Annotated in this window: 14 protein-coding genes and 1 pseudogene; 5 read left to right on the forward strand and 10 right to left on the reverse strand. The window is 59.1% G+C overall.

What is annotated here, in order from left to right; all coding sequences use genetic code 11:
- The first annotated feature begins 113 nt into the window (after positions 1–113).
- Positions 114–821, forward strand: coding sequence for a DUF1013 domain-containing protein (locus F3Y30_RS02885; RefSeq protein WP_203425068.1), 708 nt, complete (start codon positions 114–116; stop codon positions 819–821).
- 121 nt (positions 822–942) lie between these two features.
- Here F3Y30_RS02885 and F3Y30_RS02890 read toward each other — a convergent pair.
- Both F3Y30_RS02890 and F3Y30_RS02895 read right to left on the reverse strand, forming a co-directional pair.
- Positions 943–2,848: pseudogene (locus tag F3Y30_RS02890) on the reverse strand (propionyl-CoA synthetase).
- Positions 2,849–3,030: 182 nt separating this feature from the next.
- A complete protein-coding gene (locus tag F3Y30_RS02895; protein ID WP_203425069.1) occupies positions 3,031–3,690 on the reverse strand; it encodes a YggS family pyridoxal phosphate-dependent enzyme in 660 nt (219 codons plus the stop codon).
- 197 nt (positions 3,691–3,887) lie between these two features.
- On the opposite strand from F3Y30_RS02895, the gene leuS reads away from it, so the two are divergent.
- The 3 genes from leuS to holA are packed head-to-tail and all read left to right on the forward strand — an operon-like array spanning position 3,888 to position 8,070.
- Complete coding sequence (leuS, locus tag F3Y30_RS02900) at positions 3,888–6,518, forward strand: leucine--tRNA ligase (RefSeq protein WP_203425070.1); 2,631 nt, start codon at positions 3,888–3,890, stop codon at positions 6,516–6,518.
- The gene (lptE, locus tag F3Y30_RS02905) at positions 6,505–7,026 is read left to right on the forward strand and encodes an LPS assembly lipoprotein LptE (RefSeq protein ID WP_203425071.1); all 522 of its coding nucleotides are present in this window, start codon (positions 6,505–6,507) and stop codon (positions 7,024–7,026) included. Before leuS ends, lptE begins: the two co-directional genes overlap by 14 nt.
- 9 nt (positions 7,027–7,035) lie before the next feature.
- Complete coding sequence (holA, locus tag F3Y30_RS02910) at positions 7,036–8,070, forward strand: DNA polymerase III subunit delta (protein WP_203425072.1); 1,035 nt, start codon at positions 7,036–7,038, stop codon at positions 8,068–8,070.
- 27 nt (positions 8,071–8,097) lie between these two features.
- On the opposite strand, the gene F3Y30_RS02915 is transcribed toward holA, so the two are convergent.
- The 8 genes from F3Y30_RS02915 to hemE form a co-directional block, all read right to left on the reverse strand.
- Positions 8,098–8,985 carry a ParB/RepB/Spo0J family partition protein gene (locus F3Y30_RS02915; RefSeq protein WP_203425073.1) on the reverse strand — a complete coding sequence of 296 codons (888 nt, stop codon included), beginning with the start codon at positions 8,983–8,985 and terminating at the stop codon, positions 8,098–8,100.
- A 31-nt stretch (positions 8,986–9,016) separates the two neighbouring features.
- Complete coding sequence (locus F3Y30_RS02920) at positions 9,017–9,811, reverse strand: ParA family protein (RefSeq protein ID WP_203425074.1); 795 nt, start codon at positions 9,809–9,811, stop codon at positions 9,017–9,019.
- Positions 9,812–9,826: 15 nt separating this feature from the next.
- A complete protein-coding gene (gene rsmG, locus F3Y30_RS02925; RefSeq protein ID WP_203425075.1) occupies positions 9,827–10,465 on the reverse strand; it encodes a 16S rRNA (guanine(527)-N(7))-methyltransferase RsmG in 639 nt (212 codons plus the stop codon).
- Complete coding sequence (gene mnmG, locus F3Y30_RS02930) at positions 10,462–12,348, reverse strand: tRNA uridine-5-carboxymethylaminomethyl(34) synthesis enzyme MnmG (RefSeq protein ID WP_203425076.1); 1,887 nt, start codon at positions 12,346–12,348, stop codon at positions 10,462–10,464. Before mnmG ends, rsmG begins: the two co-directional genes overlap by 4 nt.
- An 87-nt stretch (positions 12,349–12,435) precedes the next feature.
- A complete protein-coding gene (gene mnmE, locus F3Y30_RS02935; RefSeq protein ID WP_203426460.1) occupies positions 12,436–13,758 on the reverse strand; it encodes a tRNA uridine-5-carboxymethylaminomethyl(34) synthesis GTPase MnmE in 1,323 nt (440 codons plus the stop codon).
- Between the two features lie 169 nt (positions 13,759–13,927).
- Positions 13,928–15,193, reverse strand: coding sequence for a transcription termination factor Rho (gene rho / locus F3Y30_RS02940; protein ID WP_203425077.1), 1,266 nt, complete (start codon positions 15,191–15,193; stop codon positions 13,928–13,930).
- 193 nt (positions 15,194–15,386) lie between these two features.
- Entirely contained in the window at positions 15,387–15,926 is a 540-nt protein-coding gene (gene hemJ / locus F3Y30_RS02945; protein ID WP_246752854.1) for a protoporphyrinogen oxidase HemJ, read from the reverse strand.
- Positions 15,923–16,957, reverse strand: coding sequence for a uroporphyrinogen decarboxylase (gene hemE / locus F3Y30_RS02950; RefSeq protein ID WP_203425078.1), 1,035 nt, complete (start codon positions 16,955–16,957; stop codon positions 15,923–15,925). The genes hemJ and hemE overlap by 4 nt, the downstream gene beginning before the upstream one ends.
- A 403-nt stretch (positions 16,958–17,360) precedes the next feature.
- Here hemE and F3Y30_RS02955 point away from each other — a divergent pair, with 403 nt between their 5' ends.
- On the forward strand, positions 17,361–18,182 hold the full coding sequence (locus tag F3Y30_RS02955) for a pyruvate, water dikinase regulatory protein (protein WP_203425079.1): 822 nt from the start codon (positions 17,361–17,363) through the stop codon (positions 18,180–18,182).
- The last annotated feature ends 7 nt before the right edge of the window (positions 18,183–18,189 follow it).

Below are 18,189 nucleotides of genomic sequence, written 5' to 3' on the forward strand. Positions count from 1 at the left end.
TGATCAATTGCATTTCTGCGACAGCAGCGCTATAGAGGGGCGAATTCCCGGAAATAAGTGGTTGATACCCACGGCCCGCGACACCGGCGCGGACGGACAGAAGGACTATATCCATGGCTCAGCAACTGCTCATGCCAAAGGCAACAGCCGTATGGCTCGTTGACAATACGGCGCTGTCGTTTGACCAGATCGCACAGTTCTGCAAACTGCACCCGCTCGAAGTGAAGGCCATTGCCGACGGCGAATCGGCACAGGGCATCAAGGGTCTGGATCCCATAGCCACCGGACAGCTTTCACGCGAGGAAATAGCCCGCGCCGAAACGAATCCGGCCCACAAGCTCAAGCTCTCCGAGCCGAAGGTACGCGTACCTGAATCCAAGCGGAAGGGCCCGCGTTACACGCCGGTCTCCAAGCGCCAGGATCGCCCCAATGCCATTCTCTGGCTTGTGCGCAACCATCCCGAACTGAAGGATGCACAGATTTCGCGCCTGGTCGGAACGACGAAGTCGACAATCGAGCAGATTCGCGAACGCACCCACTGGAACTCGGCAAACCTTACGCCGATGGATCCCGTAACCCTCGGCCTGTGCTCGCAGATCGATCTCGACCTCGAGGTCGAGCGCGCTTCCAAGGGTCGCCCGCTGCCGACGGCAGCCGAGCTCGGCGCCACGCTCGAGTCCGCACGCGAGACGGAGAAGCTTCCCTACAGCGATTCCGACCGCGACGTAGAGAAGGAAATCGATGCCGACGCCGTCTTCGCCAAGCTGAAATCCCTCAAGTCCACGCGGACCGATGAGGACGAGGACGACGATCACTTCTGATCGAACGGAACACAAATGCATCAAACCCGGCCGTCCCCGACGACCGGGTTTTTTCATGTCTGCAGCGGGCTACGCTGAGGCGACCCCTGGCACCGCACCATACGGGGGCAGGAAATGCTGTTCATGCCCGGACGCCTCGATCATCGAGAACTGCGGTTATTTCATCCAGGATTGCCGGATCGTCGATTGTCGCCGGCATCTTCCATTCCTGCCTGTCGGCGATCTTCTGCATGGTACCGCGCAGGATTTTCCCCGACCTGGTCTTCGGCAGCCGCTTGACGCAAATGGCCATCTTGAATGCGGCAACCGGCCCGATGCGGTCTCGTACGAGAGCGACCACTTCGCGTTCGATTAACGATGATTCACGTGAAACACCGCTGTTGAGGACAAGGAAACCCGCGGGAATCTGCCCCTTCACCGCGTCGGCAATTCCGATGACAGCGCATTCGGCAACATCAGGGTGACTGGCGCAGACCTCTTCCATCGCACCGGTGGAGAGACGATGACCGGCGACATTGATGATGTCGTCCGTGCGCGACATGATGAAGACGTAGCCGTCCTCATCAATATACCCGGCGTCGGCCGTTTTGTAGTAGCCCGGAAACTCCATCAGGCAGGCCTTCCTGAACCGCTCGTCTGCATTCCAGAACGAGGGGAGGCAACCGGGGGCAGGGGAGCTTGACGGTGATGTTGCCCAGAGTGCCTGACCCGACCTGATGACCGGCATCGTCGAGCACGTGGACCTCGTAGCCCGGGAGTGGAACGGCCGGTGACCCATGCTTCACGGGCAGCAGGCCGAGCCCCAGCGGATTGCCCGCCACCGGCCAGCCCGTCTCGGTCTGCCACCAGTGATCGACGACCGGTATCCCCAGCACTCCCTCTGCCCATTGCAAGGTATCCGGGTCCGCCCTTTCCCCGGCAAGGAAGAGAGCGCGAAGCGAGGACAGGTCGTATTTTCCAATGAACGCCCCGGTAGGGTCTTCCTTGCGGATCGCCCGAAATGCAGTCGGCGCCGTGAAGAGCACCGAGACGCGGTGCTGTTCGATCACACGCCAATAGGCACCGGCATCAGGCGTGCCAACCGGCTTTCCTTCATAGAGTACGGTCGTGCTGCCGTTCAGCAGCGGTCCGTAGACAATGTAGGAATGACCCACCACCCAACCAATGTCGGACGCGGCCCAGAAGACCTCGCCCGGCTGAACGCCATAGAAGTTTGGCATGCTCCAGGCGAGCGCCACCATGTGCCCGCCATTGTCACGCAGCACGCCCTTGGGCTGCCCGGTCGTTCCCGAAGTATAGAGTATGTAGAGCGGATCCGTCGCGTTCACCGCAATGCAGCCCGGCCGGCGTCCCTCGATCTTTGCGGCCACGACAGCATCGGTGAAATCCAGGTCTCGGCCCGCGATCAACGCGGCCTCGAGTTCCTGCCGCTGCAGTATGAGACAATGCTCCGGCTTGTGAACGGCGATGTCGATTGCCGCATCAAGCAACGGTTTGTAGGCGACGACACGGCCCGGCTCGATCCCGCAGCTGGCTGACACCACCACCTTCGCGCCGCAGTCATCGATGCGTGTCGCGAGCTCGTTGGCCGCAAATCCGCCGAACACCACGGAATGGATAGCCCCCAGCCGGGCGCACGCAAGCATCGTGAAGACCGCTTCGGGAACCATGGGCATGTAGATGATGACACGGTCGCCGCGCTCCACGCCGAGCTCGGAGAGGACCGCCGCAACGCTCTCTACTTCGACAAGAAGCTCCCGATAGGTGTAGCGACGGATCTGGTCCGTCACGGGGCTATCGTAGATCAGTGCGGTCTGGTTCCCGCGGCCGCGTGCCACATGTCGGTCGACGCAATTGTAGCAAGTGTTGGTCTCGCCATCAGGAAACCAGTGGCCACAGACGCCGCGCTCGCCATCGAAGACCGTATTCGGTTCCGTGAACCAGTCGATCGCTCCGGCGGCTTCGGCCCAATAGGCCGATGGGTCCGTCTTCCATTGCGCATAGGTGGCCGCATAGATGCTTGCCATGACCGTTCTCCTCCCGAATTCGCTGGTGATGCGAGATCACCGCCTCCGGAGGGAAGCATAGGAAACCGACGGGGGTCATGGAAGCCAGACGAAAGAGTAAGAAGCGGCCGTGGGAAATCGCCCGCGATTGCGCACTCGCAAGGAGTCCGGGACGGCAATTGTGGACGACAGGATCGCTCCGGTCAGCGGCTTCCGAAGATGGCCGAGCCCACGCGTACGCTGGTCGCCCCAAATGCGACCGCTGTCTCATAGTCGCCGGACATGCCCATGGACAGTTTTTCAAGCCCACACCGGGCGGCGAGCTTCGCCAGGAGGGCGAAATGTGGACCGGGATTTTCGTCAGCCGGTGGGATACACATCAGCCCCTCGATGGACAGTCCCAATTCGGATCGGCAGTGATCCACGAACGCTTCGGTGTCATCCGGCGCGATGCCCGCCTTTTGTGGCTCAAGTCCCGTATTGACCTGTACGTAGAGGCGTGGCTTCCGCTGCTGCCGGTCTGCCTCGGCCGCAATTGCGCGGGCGATCTTTTCGCGATCGACTGTCTCGATCACATCGAACAGCGAAACTGCATCAGCTGCCTTGTTCGACTGCAGTGGCCCTATGAGATGGAGTTCGATGCCCTCGAACTCCGCCCTGAGCGATGGCCACTTTCCCTGTGCCTCCTGGACTCGGTTCTCTCCGAAAATCCTCTGGCCCGCTTCGATTGCCGGCAGGATCGCGTCCGCATCGAACGTCTTGGAGACGGCGACAAGGCTGACGCCATCCGCTGCGCGCCCCGCTGACCGCGCAGCCTTGCCGATGCGATCGCGAACCTCTGCCAGACGCTCTTGCAGTTCCATTTCGGTCTCCAAAGACTATCTTTGAGGCCGGACCTAGCGAAATCGCCGGCCTTTGCCAAGACCAAGCAACGGCGCGCGCCTCTTTGCAGCCCGAAAGACCCGTCAAAACTTGACGCTATCGCTGTTTCATGGTGAAGGTCTCGCCACATATTCGTACGGGCTTCGCCCTTTCCCAAGACTTCCGGAACATCAACGACATGGCAACCGAACGTTACAATCCGCGCGATGCCGAGCCCCGCTGGCAGGCAAAATGGAACGACGAAGACGTCTTTCTGACGAAGAACGAAGACCCGCGGGACAAATATTATGTGCTCGAGATGTTCCCGTATCCCTCGGGCCGAATCCACATGGGCCATGTGCGCAACTATGCGATGGGGGATGTCGTAGCCCGCTACAAGCGTGCGCGCGGCTATAACGTGCTTCATCCGATGGGCTGGGATGCGTTCGGCATGCCGGCGGAAAACGCCGCCATGGAACGCGGCGTCCACCCCGCCTCCTGGACATACCAAAACATCGCCTCCATGAAGTCCCAGCTGAAGGCGATGGGATTGTCGCTCGACTGGTCCCGCGAATTCGCAACCTGCGATGTGGAGTACTACCAGCGTCAACAGCACCTCTTTCTCGACTTCCTTGAGAAGGGCCTGGTCTACCGCAAGCAGTCCAAGGTCAACTGGGACCCGGTCGACAACACCGTGCTCGCCAACGAGCAGGTGATCGACGGACGGGGCTGGAGATCCGGCGCACTCGTCGAGCAGCGTGAACTGACGCAGTGGTTCTTCAAGATCACCGATTTCAGCCAGGATCTGCTCGAATCCCTCAACGGTCTCGATCAGTGGCCTGAAAAGGTTCGGCTGATGCAGAAGAACTGGATCGGTAGATCTGAGGGCATGCTGCTTCGCTGGGAAATTTCCGAGGATGCGAGTCTCACGGCAGAGAAGGAAGTAACGGTCTACACGACGCGGCCCGACACGCTTTTTGGTGCGTCGTTCCTGGCAATCGCGGCCGATCACCCGCTGGCGCGGGATGCGGCCGCCAAGAACGCTGCAATTGAGGCCTTCTGCGAGGAAACCCGCCGCGCCGGAACCTCTCTCGCCGCTCTCGAGACGGCTGAAAAGAAAGGTATCGACACCGGCATCCGGGTGCGTCATCCGCTTGACGCTGACTGGGAGCTTCCGGTCTATATCGCGAATTTCGTGCTGATGGACTACGGCACGGGCGCCATCTTCGGCTGCCCTTCCGGCGACCAGCGCGACCTCGACTTCGCCCGCAAGTACGATCTGCCGGTTACGCCTGTCGTCATGCCCGAAGGTACGGATCAATCGACCTTCTCTATCGGCGACGAAGCCTATGTGGGCGACGGCGTGATGATAAATTCGCGCTTCCTCGACGGTCTTTCGACCTCGGCCGCGTTCGACGCGGTGGCTGAAAAGCTCGGTTCGACCCTCCTCGGCAACAAGCCGCAAGGCGAGCGGACCGTGAACTTCCGCCTGCGCGACTGGGGGATCTCCCGTCAGCGCTATTGGGGCTGCCCCATACCGGTCATTCATTGCGAGGACTGCGGCGTGGTTCCCGTGCCGAAGGCGGACCTGCCGGTCAAGCTGCCTGACGATGTCACGTTCGACAAGCCCGGCAATCCGCTCGACCGTCACCCGACCTGGCGCAATGTCGCCTGCCCGCACTGCGCGAAGCCCGCCCGGCGCGAGACCGACACGATGGACACATTTGTTGATTCGTCCTGGTATTTCGCGCGGTTCACTGCACCCTGGGAAGACCAGCCGACGGATCCCGCGGCGGCAAACAGCTGGTTGCCGGTGGACCAGTATATCGGCGGCATCGAGCACGCCATTCTGCACCTTCTCTATTCGCGCTTCTTCACCCGCGCGATGCAGGTCGCCGGTCACGTCGATCTCAAGGAGCCCTTCAAGGGACTGTTCACTCAGGGAATGGTCGTCCACGAGACCTACAGCCGCGGCTCTGGCGCCAAGCGTGAGTGGGTGACGCCGGCCGAGATCCGCATAGAGGAGCTCGACGGAAAGCGTCGCGCCGTGCATCTGGAAACCGGTGAGGAGATCGCGATCGGTTCGATCGAGAAGATGTCCAAATCGAAGAAGAATGTCGTCGATCCGGACGACATCATTGCCTCTTATGGCGCTGATACCGCGCGCTTCTTCGTTCTCTCGGATTCACCGCCCGATCGCGACGTGATTTGGTCCGAGGCAGGTGTGGAGGGCGCACATCGCTTTGTCCAGCGCGTTTGGCGTCTGCTCAGCGAGGCCGCGCCTTCGCTCCGCGGCGTCGAGGCGCAGACGGGCGGGAGTGACGAGGCGTTGCAGGTCTCCCAGCTCGCTCACAAGACGCTGAAGGCCGTTCAGGTCGACTACGACAAGCTCGCCTTCAACAAGGCTGTGGCCCGCATCTACGAATTCGTGAACGGACTGGCGGCCCCGCTTGCCAAGGCAGCGTCCGGCTCGGCGACGCCAGAGCTCAACGGAGCACTGCGCGATGCGGCCGAGATCCTGATCGCCACCATCGCACCGATAATGCCGCATCTGGCAGAAGAGTGCTGGCGCGAAATTGGCGGCAGTGGCCTCGTCGCAACCGCAAGCTGGCCCCGTTACAGCGAGGCTCTTGTTGCGGAAAACGAAATGACGCTGCCCGTGCAGATCAATGGCAAGAAGCGCGGCGATTTGACAATCGCCCGCGACGCAGATCAGACTGCCGTCGAGAACGCTGTACTCGCCCTTGAAGCCGTCCAGGCCGTGCTTGGAGGGCAACGCCCGAAAAAGATAATCGTGGTTCCCCAGAGGATCGTGAATGTTGTTGTCTGACGGATCGAAAACGACCCGCGCCCTGAAGATCGGTGCAACCCTCCTTCTGCTGGGCGTCATTTCCGGATGTCAGGTCCGTCCGCTTTACTCCGACGGCTCCGGAATGCAGGAGGTTCTTGCTTCCATCGAGATTTCGGAAGCCGACGATCGAGTCGAGCAGAAGGTCAGGAACAGCCTGATATTCCTGCTCGGCGGCGGTTCTGGCGAGCCTGCCAACCCGCAATACCGCATGGAGATGAATGTCTCGGTGCGCGATATCGGCGTGCTGCTGGACCCCAAGGATGACAGTCCTCGCGCTGGGCGCATCGTCGTTTCCGCGGACTACAACCTTGCCAAGGCGGACACTGGTGAGACGGTCCGGTCGGGTAGGCGTTCTGCTGTCGCGCTCGTCGATTTCCCGGTGCAGGAATTTGCGAAGCTTCGAGCGACTCGTGACGCCCAGGATCGGGCAGCACGGGAACTCGCTGAGCTGATCAGGGCCGATATCGCCGCCGCATTGGCGAAGTAGTATCCCGCCATGGTCGACATCAAGTCGCACGAGTTCGAGGGTTTTCTCCAGAAGTCGGCGCAGACCTATCGTCTGTTCGTGGTCTACGGACCGGATCGCGGGATGGTTTCCGAGAGGGCAGGGCTGCTGGCAAAAGGCACGGGCGTAGCGCTCGACGACCCGTTCTCGGTCATCAAGCTCGACGTGTCGGATATCGCGTCCGATCCCGGACGGTTGATGGACGAGGCGAATGCGCTTGGTCTGTTCGGCGGCAAGCGGCTGGTGTGGGTACGCGGAACCGCGAACGAAAAACCGCTCGTGCAGGCCATGGAGGCTCTCGCCGACAAGCCGCCCCCCGACTGCACGATCATCGTAGAAGCCGGCGACCTCAAGAAGGGTGCGGGCCTCCGCAAACTCGCCGAAACCTCCCGCCAGGTCGCAGCGATTCCGTGCTATGCGGATGACGGCCGGGCACTCAACACACTGATTGACCAGGAACTTTCGGCTGAGAACCTCAGGCTATCACCGGCGGCCAGGCTGCGCCTTGTCGAATCGCTCGGCGGCGATCGCCTGGCGTCGCGAAACGAGATCCGCAAACTGGTACTCTACTGCCGCGGCATGGCGACGATCGAGGAAGAAGACGTACTGGCTGCGGTCGGGGACGCAAGCGCGATTTCCACGGATGACGCGGTCGACGCGATTCTGAAAGGTGACAAGGCCGCCTTCATCCAGTCCATGCAGAAGATCGTCGCATCCAAGACGCCGATCTTTCTCGTCCTGCAGGGATGCTTGCGGACGTTTCAGTTGCTGGACTTGATGCGGTCGGAAATGGATGAGAAACGTCTTCCAGCGCCGCAGGTTGTCGCAACGTTGGGCCGCCACCTTCATTTCCGACGCAAACCGGTCATCGAGAACGCACTGAAGATTTGGTCGACCTCTGCCATTCGCCGGGAGGCGCAGCGTTTGCAGGCCGCAATTCTGCAAAGTCGCCAGAAAGCAACGATCGAGGACACCGTCGCCATCCACACCTTGCTGGCGACGGTTCTGCAATCTGCACGCAAATAACGGCTGAATCCGGCTAATAATCTACGATTAGCGTCGTTCCAGCAACCGGCAGATTTCTTCCAGCTGCTCGAGCGTTTTGTAGGAAATCCGAAGCTGCCCACCCGTGCCCTTATGGTTCACCGTAACCTGTAGGCCGAGGCTATCCGACAGCGTCCGCTCGAGCGCAACAGTATCAGCGTCCTTCTCCTCCTTGCGATGCGCTTCAGCACCACCCGGATTGGATTGAGCCTTGATGTCGTTCTGCGCAAGCCTCTCAGCGTCACGAACGGACATGCCCTTTGCCACAATGGAACGGGCAAGGGCTACGGGATCCGAGGTCGGAATGAGGGCCCGCGCGTGACCTGCCGAGAGAGACCCAGACGCGAGCATGTCCCGCACCGGTTCCGGCAGCTTGAGCAGACGAAGGCTGTTGGCGACATGACTGCGGCTCTTGCCGATAATTTCGCCTAGGTCGTTCTGCGTATACCCATGTTCCGCAATCAGCTGATCATACCCCATCGCCTCCTCGAGCGGGTTGAGGTCCGAACGCTGCACGTTCTCAACGATAGCAATTTCAAGCGCCGTACGATCGTCAACGTCCCGCACGATCACTGGAATTTCAACGAAGCCAGCGAGCTGCGCCGCGCGCCAGCGCCGTTCACCGGCGATGATCTCGAAGCGATCCTGCGCAATAGTGCGAACGACAACAGGCTGAACGATCCCATGTTGTCGGATGGAGGAAGCGAGGTCCTGCAGCTCGGATTCATCGAAGTAGCGCCGCGGATTGCGCGGGTTGCGGCCGACAAATTCGATCGGCACCTGACGATCCGGGTTTACGGCCGAGGGCGCAACCCCTTGCTGGACCGGCTGGTCCATCTCTCCGATCAAGGCTGCAAGGCCGCGGCCGAGCCGTCGTTTCGAGTTGTCATCATTCATGGTTTCTACTCACAGTTATACGCCAGAGACGTCAGGCCGCTTTTCGAAGACGTTCGCGCTGTATCACTTCCGACGCCAGCTGCAGATAGGCCTGGCTGCCGGCACATTTGAGATCGTACAGAATGGCGGGTTTCCCATAGGAAGGAGCTTCGGATACCCGTACATTTCGAGGAATAAGTGTGTGGTAGACCTTATCGCCCAGATGCGTGCGGACGTCGCTGACGACCTGCTGGGCAAGGTTGTTCCGCGAGTCGAACATCGTCAGGACGATCCCCTGGATGTCGAGGAGCGGATTGACCGAGCGCCGCACCTGATCGACCGTTTCCAAAAGCTGGCTCAGGCCTTCGAGCGCAAAGAATTCGCACTGCAATGGAACCAGGACAGAGTGCGCTGCAGCCATGGCGTTCATCGTGAGAAGATTGAACGAAGGAGGGCAATCGACCAGAACATACGAGTACGCCAGGGCCTCGGCCGTTGCAAGCGCACGCTTCAGGCGAAACACCCGATCGCTCTCCTGCGCAATTTCCATTTCGATTCCGAGCAGGTCCATTGTCGACGGAACGATCGAAAGATTGGGGACGGCCGTCTCCAATACGATATCGCCGATGCCATGCGTCCCGATCAGGAGATCATAAGACGAGAACTTTCGATCGCGTCGATCGATGCCCAATCCGGTGCTGGCATTCCCCTGCGGATCAAGATCCACGATCAAGACGCTCTCGCCGATCGCCGCAAGAGCAGTAGCGAGGTTTATGGCCGTGGTTGTTTTTCCCACTCCACCTTTTTGATTTGCAATTGTGATGATCCGGTTCTTCTCGCCTGCCATCTCAAGATCCACCAGTCACAGAGTATTGCGCGAGAGATTTGATATCTCGAGCACAAGTGAGTCGGGTTCGACGACACTTGGATGTTTTAACAGATCGAATCGCCAGCAACCAACGGCTTTGTCGATCTCCGATTGGTAATCCCGTCCTTTATGAAAGAAAGCGCGTGTGCTTGGACGGTCCAGCATCCACGGAGACACGAATTCGAGGAGCATTTGGAGCTCCGCGAGAGCACGAGCCGAGATCGAATCACACTCTGGAATGGCTTTCTGCGCATCCTCGATCCGAATCGGATGGACTGACGCGCGCGCACCAGTCTCCGCGATCGCCGCCCGAAGAAATGCCGCCTTCTTGTTGTTGCTTTCGACGAGATGTACCCAACCGTCGCCGGATTCTGCCAGCATGATTCCAGTTACGATACCTGGAAACCCTCCGCCGCTTCCGAGGTCAATCCATTGTCTTGGCCCAGGCGCCAGCCTGTAGATCTGGCTACTATCCAGGATATGTCGCTGCCATAGGTCGGGAAGCGTGGATGGAGCTACGAGATTGATCGCCTTGCTCCACTTTCGATGCAGTGCTTCGAATGCTCTTAACCGTTCTTCTGTTTCACGTGAAACACGCAAACCGTTAGTTGTAGAAGGAGGACTCTTATTCATTGCAAAGCTGCCATTCCCGGTAGCTGGGTTGAAGATTCGCGGTCGGTTTTCTTCAGGTGTGCGAGGAGCAGGGATATCGCGGCCGGGGTCATACCCTCGACTTTTGCAGCCTGGGCAACGTTGCTTGGCCGCAACGCTTCCAATTTCTGAAGCAGTTCATTTGACAAACCGGACATTGATCTGAAGTCAAAGTCATGCGGTATCGTTCTAGCTTCCTCTCGGCGGACGACAGCCACATCCGCTGCCTGTCGATCCATATAGACTGCATAGCTCGCCTCGATCTCCACAGCCTCGCGAACACGAGGGGAGGAGTCCAGGAGATTCGGCCAGATTGCACCCAGCCGTTCGATCGTCATGTTCGGATATGACAAAAGGTCGTATCCGCTTCGCCGCTGCCCGTCCTGGTTGATTTTGAGGTCGTGCCTGGCCGCTTCAGGTGGCGTGAGCGACACGGCCTTCAGTGTTCGGCGCAAGCGATCCATGTCGTTCTGCCACTGCGTGAACTTTTGGGACCGATCCAACCCAACGAGACCAATCCGCTCTCCGACAGGCGTGAGGCGGACATCAGCATTGTCAGCACGCAGGGAAAGCCGATACTCAGCCCGGGACGTAAACATGCGGTATGGCTCGGTCACACCCCTTGTAGTCAAGTCATCGATCATCACCCCGATATAGCTATCTGTGCGACTGAAGGTGAACGGTGACATGCCCGCGGCTTGCCGCGCTGCGTTAAGTCCTGCCACAAGACCTTGTGCCGCTGCCTCCTCGTAGCCCGTCGTACCGTTAATCTGACCGGCCAGAAACAGCCCGGGCAGTTTCCGCACTTCCAAGGCTGCCGTCAGTTCCCGAGGGTCGACATGGTCATACTCGATCGCATAGCCCGGCTGCAGGATTGTCACAGCCTCGAGCCCGGGTATGGTGTGAATGAAAGCATCCTGCACCTCCGCCGGTAGCGAGGTCGAAATTCCATTCGGGTACACAGTGTCGTCGTCGAGACCCTCGGGTTCGAGAAAGATCTGGTGACCATCACGCTCCCCGAACTTGACGATCTTGTCCTCGATCGACGGACAATACCGCGGACCGACGCCTTCGATCTGTCCGGAGTACATTGCCGATCTCTTGAGGTTTTCCTCGATGATGCGGTGAGTCGCTGGCACGGTCCGGGTGACGCCGCAATCGATTTGCGGCGTTGTGATGCGATCTGTCATGAAGGAGAAAGGAACAGGGTCCTCATCGGCGCTCTGCCGTCCGATCGATGCCCAGTCGATGGTCTTGCCGTCCAGTCGCGCCGGGGTACCGGTCTTGAGCCGCGCCAGTTTTATTCCCAGTCGTTCGAGCGTGGAGGAAAGGCCGGTCGACGGATCTTCTCCTATCCGACCGGCAGGTATCTTACGATCGCCGATGTGGATGAGGCCGCGCAGGAAGGTGCCGGTCGTTACAACCACGGCGGCGCACTCGATGCGCCTTCCGTCTTTCAGTATCACGGCCGCTATACGTCGATCCGTGCTTTCCACATCGAAAGCATCGCCCTCGATAGTGTCGAGGTTCGGATGCGATGTCAGGATCTCTTGCATCGCCTCGCGATAGAGCTTGCGGTCAGCCTGGGTCCGAGGGCCACGAACGGCTGGCCCTTTTCGCCTATTAAGAAGGCGAAACTGAATTCCCGCCTTGTCGGCGACGCGACCCATAAGCCCGTCCAGCGCATCAACTTCGCGGACGAGATGCCCCTTGCCCAATCCGCCGATGGCCGGATTGCACGACATCAATCCTATCGTAGATTTCTTGTGCGTCACCAGCGCAGTGCGAGCGCCCAGCCGAGCGGCAGCCGAAGCGGCCTCGCTTCCGGCGTGTCCGCCGCCAATGACAACGACATCATACTGCATGACACAGATCTTCCTCTGTTGTGCCCAAACGTTTCACGTGAAACGGGACCCTTGACTCGCATTGAGAGCATTGCTGTTTCACGTGAATCACTTTCCGATACAGAATTCGGAAAAGATCACGTCCAGCAGGTTCTCTACATCGGTCGCGCCAGTGATGCGACCAAGCGCTACCGCTGACAGTCGCAGATACTCCGCCTGGATATCGAGACCAAGCGCGTGCGACCCCAACGCATGACCGATGGCATCAGCCACCTCTTCCAAACATAATCGATGACGTTGCCTGGAAGGTAGGGCGAGAGCTCCAGCTCCGGACAAGTGCGGGAGGTGGCCCCTGATCCGCGACAACAGTTCATCGATGCCTTCGCCGGTCCGTGTCGATATCATAACATCGGGGAGATCGTCCAACCATTCCGTATGGCGAAGATCGGCCTTTGTGCCGACGCGGATGACCGGTCCCGTGTGGCCGGACCTCAATACGTCCCAATCGGTTTCCGGTTCGTCACCAAGCAAAAGCACAAGATTTGCATCATTCATCGCAAGCCTGGCGCGACGAATACCTTCGCGCTCGACGGGCTCATCGGTGTCGCGAATGCCGGCGGTATCATAGAAGCGCACCGCAAAACCGTTCAGGTCCAGATCCACTGTGATCACGTCTCTGGTGGTCCCTGGTATGTCTGTGACGATCGCCACATCGCGCTTGGTCAAATAGTTGAGGAGGCTCGACTTGCCGGCATTCGGTTTGCCGGCAATGACAATCTTCAGGCCGTCCCGGATGATCTCTCCAATTCCGGTCCCTTCAGCATGCTTCGCGATCTCCTGGCGGAGGGTATCCATATCCTTCCAAATCGTGTCGGCGACCGAGCCAGGTACGTCATCCTCATCTGCAAAATCGAGCTCGGCTTCGATCATGGCGCGAGCGTGCGTCAGACGCTTTGCCCAGGATTCATATAGAGCAGAGAGACCTCCTGCCGCATGCTCCGAAGCGAGCCGCCGCTGCATCTCGGTTTCAGCGACGATGAGATCCGAGAGACCTTCAACTTCGATGAGGTCCAGCTTCCCATTGTGAAAGGCCCGTCGGGTGAACTCACCCGCCTCGGCTTGGCGAAGACCCGATTCAGAAAGCGTTCTCAACACGCTGGCAACGACCGCCCTGCCGCCGTGAATCTGAAGTTCTCCGCAATCCTCTCCTGTGAAAGAGGCTGGCGCCGGAAAATATAGCGCGAGGCCCGTATCGAGTTGCTCTCCATTTCGGTTCCGAATCGGACGGAGGCCGGCTACACGTGGAGCCGGCACAGGTCCACACAATTCTCCGAGCACGGCGAAGCACTGCGGCCCGCTGATGCGAATGACCGCAACGCCCGAAGGAAGCCCGCCACTGGAAAGGGCAAAGATAGTATCCGAGCTTGTCATGTGAGTATCCGGAAGCGTGGCCACAATAGGGGGCATCTGAACGCAGGAAGCGGCGTCATATCGCATCATTGCTTGCAGATCCAGATTGAATCCGCGAGACACTTCACGCAAAAAGGCCCGGTTACTGCCGGGCCTTTGTCTATGCTAAAAGTGAATCCGGCTAACGGACTTACGTATTCATTGAGTCGAAGAAGTCGGAATTGTTCTTCGTCTGCTTGAGTTTGTCGATCAGGAACTCGATTGCATCGGTCGTTCCCATCGGGGCAAGAATCCGGCGAAGGACAAAGATCTTCTGAAGGTCCTGGCGCGGAACGAGCAGGTCTTCTTTACGCGTGCCGGACTTGAGAATGTCCATGGCAGGGAAGATGCGCTTGTCTGCCACCTTCCGGTCCAGCACGATTTCCGAGTTGCCGGTTCCCTTGAATTCTTCGAAGATGACTTCGTCCATGCGGCTGCCGGTATCGATCAGCGCCGTAGCGATAATTGTGAGAGAGCCACCTTCCTCGATGTTACGGGCCGCACCGAAGAACCGCTTGGGCCTCTGAAGGGCGTTCGCATCGACACCACCCGTCAGAACCTTACCCGATGAGGGGACAACCGTGTTGTAGGCGCGTCCGAGGCGCGTGATCGAGTCGAGCAGGATGACGACGTCGCGCCCATGTTCGACCAGGCGCTTGGCCTTCTCGATGACCATTTCGGCCACCTGGACGTGCCGCGTAGCCGGCTCGTCGAACGTCGAGGAGACGACCTCGCCCTTCACGGAGCGCTGCATGTCCGTGACTTCTTCCGGACGCTCGTCGATCAGGAGAACGATGAGATAACATTCCGGATGGTTGGCGGTGATGGAATGGGCGATGTTCTGCAAGAGAACGGTCTTACCGGTGCGGGGCGGTGCGACGATCAAGCCACGCTGGCCCTTGCCCAACGGCGCAACGAGATCGATGACCCGCGGCGACAGATCCTTCGACGTCGGGATCTCCAGCTCCATCTTGAAGCGTTCGTTCGGATAGAGCGGCGTCAGATTGTCGAAATGAACCTTGTGGCGGATCTTCTCCGGATCATCGAAGTTAATCGTGTTGACCTTCAGGAGCGCAAAGTAACGTTCGCCTTCCTTCGGTCCACGGATCGGACCTTCGACAGTGTCGCCGGTCTTCAGCGAGAAGCGCCGGATCTGCGATGGAGAAATGTAGATGTCATCCGGACCCGGAAGATAATTCGCATTGGCCGAACGGAGGAACCCAAAACCATCCTGCAGGACTTCGACGACGCCTTCTCCGATGATCTCGATATCCTGGCTGGCGAGCATCTTCAGGATCGCAAACATGAGTTCCTGCTTGCGCATTGTGCTCGCGTTTTCGACCTCGAGCGATTCAGCAAATGCCAGGAGATCGGTCGGAGTCTTGTTCTTGAGGTCTTGTAGCTTCATTTCAGCCATGAAGAGTCCACGTAAGGAGTGCTGGATGGAAAAACAGGCGTGCGGGTCAAGATCGAACTGCGGGGGGAAGATGCAGTTCACTGAACAAATACACATGCCGCGATAGATGAGATGGCCGGAAAATAGCGATTCACATCACGGGCCGCAAGTGGAAACGTTGCCGTTTCCGAATTAAAGTTTCGCCCCTTCCTGCTCAGATCGGCTTCACCACGACCAGGATCACGATCAACACCATCAACAGGGCAGGCGCCTCGTTGAGAAAACGCCATTGCCGCCCCGTAAGCCGGTTTTCATCACGGGAAAATGCCCTGACCGATCGACCGTAAAACACGTGAACACCGGTGAGGATGGCCACGAAGGCAAGTTTCGCGTGGAGCCAGCCGCCCTGAAAGCCATAGACCGACCAGGCGAGATAGAGACCGAGAATCCAGGAGAGCATCATGGCAGGGTTCATGATCGCCCTGTAGAGCCGTCTCTCCATGACCTTGAAGGTCTCCGACTGGACCGAGCCTCTTTTCGCATCCACGTGATAGACGAAGAGCCGCGGCAGGTAGAGGAGGCCGGCCATCCAGGAGATGACGGCGATCACATGCAGAGCCTTGATCCAGAGGTAAATATCGTCGGGAGGAAACAGCATCAACAAGGCAGCCGCTCCCGCGAAAAGACAGAGTGCCACCGCCGCACGACGGCGGACCTTCCTGCCGGGTTCCGGGTCTGTCGCTGCTGCTGTCACGTTCCTCGCCTTCTGACGCCTTCGACAAGCCGCTGGACATTCTCCGGATCAGCCTGCGGGGTTATTCCGTGCCCCAGATTGAAGATCAGCGGTCCATTCCCGAGCTTGTCCAGGATCGCGGAAATACCGTCGTCCAGAGCCTTTCCGCCAGCCACAACGCGCATCGGGTCAAGATTGCCCTGCACCGGACCGTCCTTCTGGAGGTCGGCCGCGAAGGAGAGCGGCACAGCCCAATCAAGGCCGATCGCGTCAGCCTTCGTCTCCTGACGATAGTTCTTGAGCAGGACGCCGGCGCCTTTCGCGAAGGCAATGATCTTCGCAGAAGGACGGCGCGCACGAACGGAATCAATAATCCGCCGGACCGGACGGACAGCAAAACGGGCGAACTCATCCTCTCCGAGCACGCCGGCCCAGGAATCGAATATCTGCACTGCGTCCGCGCCCGCATCGATTTGGGCGACGAGGTAGTCGGCCGAAACGTCAGCGAGAAAATCAAGCAGGAATGCGAAGGCGTCCGGCTCCCGGTATGCGAAGAGGCGGGCGGGTGCCTGGTCGGGAGTCCCATGACCCGCAATCATGTAGGTCGCAACGGTCCAGGGGGCTCCACAGAAGCCGAGCAGGGCCACCTCAGGCGGCAGTTCGACCCGCAACCGGCGCACGGTCTCGATTACCGGGGAGAGGTGCGTGGAAACGCCCCGGGGATCGAGCGTACGGATTTGCTCCGCAGCAATCGGGTCGAGACGAGGGCCATGCCCTTCCTCGAAGCGCACGTTGCGCTTCAACGCATCCGGTATGACGAGAATGTCCGAGAACAGGATGGCAGCGTCAAAGCTGTATCTGCGGATCGGCTGGAGCGTAACCTCGACCGCGAGATCAGGATTGTAGCAGAGGTCAAGGAAGCTCCCGGCCTTGGTCCTCGTTTCCCGATATTCCGGAAGATAGCGACCAGCCTGTCTCATAAGCCAGACCGGAGGAGGCGATACCGTCTTCCCATTGAGGACTTCGACAATTTTCCTGACTGAAGCCGTCACTGGCCGGGTTCTCCAAAGAAATAAAGAAGATCTTTAAAAGAGCTTCTATTTCTTAGAGTCGGTGAGATTCAAGGATTAAATCGGATCCACAGATTCACACCCGCCCGCGGAAATGGGGTTCGTGAACCGGATGGATATTCGAAATGTAGGTGCATTGTGAGGATAGTTCAAAAAATCTATAATAATCAGAAAGATATGAAATACACCCTGAGTAGGTTTCTGTGGACAGATTGTGGATTGTTGCGACACTTTGCCATTCCGTGAGTCATTTCCACAGGGATCCGCGGCACGAATTCTCGCTGGGGAGAATTGTGGAAAACAAGGCAGTTTTCCCCTTGCCTGGCGACGGCTCCCGCCGTTAGCTCAAGCTGTCCCGGACTATCAACAGGTGACGGAGGATAATGTGGAGAACCCGAAAAACTACTTCCATCTCCACCTGATTTCCGACTCGACGGGAGAGACGCTGATAGCCGCGGGCCGTGCCGCCGCTGCCCAGTTCCAGGCATCCCAGGCGTTGGAACACGTCTATCCACTCGTGCGAAATCGCAAGCAATTGATGCCCGTGCTCGATGCAATCGATGGAGCGCCGGGAATCGTGCTCTATACAATCGTCGATCGCGAGCTTTCCGCTGTGGTTGATCAGCGATGCCGGGAAATGGGCGTACCCTGCGTCTCTGTTCTGGAGCCGATCATCGATCTGTTCCAGTCCTATCTTGGAGCGCCCTCGCGCCGGCGGGTTGGAGCGCAGCACGTAATGGACGCGGAGTACTTCTCCCGGATCGACGCGCTCAACTTCACCATGGATCACGACGACGGCCAGTTGCCGACGGATCTCGATGAGGCGGATGTCATCCTGGTCGGCATTAGCCGGACGTCAAAAACCCCGACCAGCATCTATCTTGCCAATCGCGGCATCAAGACGGCCAACATTCCGATCGTGCTTGGAGTGCCTTTGCCTGAAAGGCTGACGACGGCGACGAAGCCGCTGATCGTTGGACTCGTTGCCACAACGGATCGGATATCGCAGGTCCGCCACAACCGCGTCCTCGGTTCCATACAGGGCTTTCGCGGCGAGGAATACACGGACCGGGCCCAGATTGCGGAGGAGCTTAAATATGCGCGCACCCTCTGCGCGCGCAACAATTGGCCGATCATCGATGTCACGCGGCGTTCGATCGAGGAAACCGCGGCCGCAATAGTTGCCCTCAGACCAAAGCTTCGTTAACCACCTT

This window comes from Sinorhizobium sp. BG8 (assembly GCF_016864555.1).
GTDB lineage: Bacteria > Pseudomonadota > Alphaproteobacteria > Rhizobiales > Rhizobiaceae > BG8.